The organism is Johannesbaptistia floridana, assembly GCF_057440575.1.
Map to the genome: position 1 here is coordinate 1 of NZ_JALKVM010000137.1, position 2,725 is coordinate 2,725.

The window sequence follows — 2,725 nt, forward strand, 5'->3', positions numbered from 1 at the left end:
AGATGAGTTTTGAAGTAATGAGTTTTGAAGTAATGAGTAAGAAGGTAGCCTGTAGGTTGTAGGTTGGGCCCTTGGAATACGAAACCCAACAATTTACCTCTATTGGCTCTAGTGCGATCGCCTGTTAAGATGTTATTGAGTAACAGTCTTGAGACACATTTGTTCTATATCATTGATATCGTGGAGTAATTCTCTAAGAGTTAAAAAAACTTGACCATCTGGGAGTCTTTTTAAATCCCAGGTTTGAACTACTTCTTTTAATTGAGGTTGAGAGAAAATAGTCTCTAAATTGTGTTCTATATTTTCATCATCTTGATATTCTCTGAGGGTAGGACCAATTACATCTTTCCACATCAACTGAACTAAAATATAAGGGCGACCTTGGTCTACAGAAATCAAAAACCAATCTAAGATTTGTAAAACAGTCACAGAATTTTTTACAGAAAGAGGAAAAAGATAGTCACAACCTTGACGACATTGACAATAAAAGTCTATAAAGGTTTGAGAAGCTAAATCAGTGTATTTTAGCTTCAAGGGTTGAATTGTTTCGATTAGTTTTTTAGTAGCTAGAGTAATATCCATAATACCTAAGATATAATAATGATTTTGCTGATATCTTAATCTTTATTTCCCTAGAAGTAAAGTTACTATAATAGGTAAGAATATAGATAAATGAGGTTATAAGTAATTAAAAAGCAGAATATTAGCTCAATTTTCATCAATATAGGCTTTTGAAGTTGAAACAGACCATTGTAAAAATCAATTTCTCAAAGCATCAAAGCCTACACTTTAACTATTAATTTATCATACTTAGTCTAGAAGAGCTAAGAAGTTTTGGTGTTAGATGTACCAGCTAGATGTATGATGGTTATGTGAGTTACATTCAATTTCATGTTCAGAAAAGTTATTCATGAACCAATTAGAACTAGAAGCGTTCAAATTCTAGAAAGTGAGTTTGAGTTACGAGAAAAATACTGTCATCAGCAGCCAGAAAGGAAATGTCAGATAATTCTTACTTTGATTAAGCGTTTGACTCGAAAGGTGAGTGATGAGTAAATTAACACTTTTGAATATTCTGGAGAGATTAAATTCTGCGCAATTTAAAAAGTTAATTTGGGTTTCTCAAGTTAAGACGTCGCTTTTACCTTCTTCTGACAAGCCTCAAACTGAACAAGCGATCGCATTTATGAAGTTGGCTGAAACACCAGGAGGCATTGGCATAATAAGAGTTGCGGAACTTTTATTAGAAATCAATGCTATAAAACCGGAAATTGTTGTTGTTACAATACTAGAACATTATTACCAACAAATTGACCACTATTTTCAATCAGCTTACCAAGATATCATTCCTCAACTTAGGGAGATTAAACGTAATTTGATACTGGAAGATGTTTGCTATGATAATTTAGAAGAACTAATCAAGCAAATCGCTGGAATTGATCAGAATTGTTTGGCTAATTTAATTATCTTGTTAATCAGAGAAATTAATAATCCTGATTCTTCTCAACTAACCGAGAAAACAGATATTCTTGAAAAATTGCAAAATTGGGGCAGAAAAACCTATGGTAACACTTGGCAAGAGTTGCAACAAGAACAGGAAAATACTCAACAAGATATTTCAAAGCCATCTCCAAAAGCTTGTTTACTGATAGGTATTGAAAAAGAATCTAATGGCTTTACAGCAAAGAGTTGGTTACTCAAAGATCTTAATCAGTACAATAGAGAACAAAATAACATTCAAATTTGTTGTTCTCTCTCCAACTCCGCCGATAAAAAGATTCTCGGCAAGCGCAAAATTAGCCAGAAATCCTTCCTTGAATACTTGCAAGAAATAGTGAGTATAGCTTGGAAGCAACACAAATCCCGAGTTATGCAAATTCAAGTCTTTTTACCCCTTGACGTAATCGCAAAGGAGGATACTATTCTAGAATTGCTTGAGATAAATAGTTCATCTATAAACAAATCCCTATCCCTACCTATAGGAGTTGAATATGAGTTTACATTGCGTATAACTGAGAGGTTCAAATCTTTAGATGACCCAGTAACCCAACTTTGGCGCGAGAAATGTGAACTACTAAAAAGCCGAGAAACTGAAACAGTTCTCCAAAATTTACCAGAACATTCTACAGATAACTGGAAAAAATTATATAAAGAATTGCGATCGCCAGAGGTCATTGGGGTAAGATTTGAGACATTCAAAGCTAAACAGAGAGAGGCAGTTATGGGAGTTCTCTGTGATGCAGGCATTCCAGTAGCATTGTATGTGAGAGAGACAAAACCGGATGATTGTTCTGAGAATATCAAAAGTCTCTGTGAAGAATGGAACCTTAATAAACTAATTGAAAATCTCAAGGATCAGCGATCTAATGCTTGGGCTTCAGATAACACCGATCACATCGCTAATCATATATCATTACTATGGGATAGATACGATTTACTGCCTCCAAAAAAATTATTAGAGATGCCGTAATAGTTTGTTATAAGGTTCGTAGTTGGACTTTAGTCCAAAAAAAAGTTCGTAGTTGGACTTTAGTCCAAAAAAAAGGGTTCGTAGTTGGACTTTAGTCCAAAAAAAAGTTCGTAGTTGGACTTTAGTCCAAAAAAAAGGGTTCGTAGTTGGACTTTAGTCCAAAAAAAAGTTCGTAGTTGGACTTTAGTCCAAAAAAAAGGGTTCGTAGTTGGACTTTAGTCCAAAAAAAAGGGTTCGTAGTTGGACTTTAGTCCA

3 protein-coding genes are annotated in these 2,725 nt (G+C 34.3%); 2 read left to right on the forward strand and 1 reads right to left on the reverse strand.

The features are described 5' to 3' along the window. Window positions 1–132: 132 nt before the first annotated feature. On the reverse strand, window positions 133–582 hold the full coding sequence (locus MW688_RS09525; RefSeq protein ID WP_486735735.1) for a hypothetical protein: 450 nt from the start codon (window positions 580–582) through the stop codon (window positions 133–135). A 309-nt stretch (window positions 583–891) separates the two neighbouring features. On the opposite strand from MW688_RS09525, the gene MW688_RS09530 reads away from it, so the two are divergent. After that, a complete protein-coding gene (locus MW688_RS09530) occupies window positions 892–1,056 on the forward strand; it encodes a hypothetical protein (RefSeq protein ID WP_486735736.1) in 165 nt (54 codons plus the stop codon). Then, window positions 1,049–2,470: a VMAP-C domain-containing protein gene (locus MW688_RS09535; protein WP_486735737.1), complete on the forward strand. Its 1,422-nt coding sequence runs from the start codon at window positions 1,049–1,051 to the stop codon at window positions 2,468–2,470. The genes MW688_RS09530 and MW688_RS09535 overlap by 8 nt, the downstream gene beginning before the upstream one ends. The last annotated feature ends 255 nt before the right edge of the window (window positions 2,471–2,725 follow it).

Bases quoted from the DNA above. Each gene is read 5' to 3' on its own strand.
- MW688_RS09535 (WP_486735737.1), top strand. From the start codon at position 1,049: ATGAGTAAATTAACACTTTTGAATATTCTGGAGAGATTAAATTCTGCG.
- MW688_RS09530 (WP_486735736.1), top strand. From the start codon at position 892: ATGTTCAGAAAAGTTATTCATGAACCAATTAGAACTAGAAGCGTTCAA.
- MW688_RS09525 (WP_486735735.1), bottom strand. From the start codon at position 582: ATGGATATTACTCTAGCTACTAAAAAACTAATCGAAACAATTCAACCC.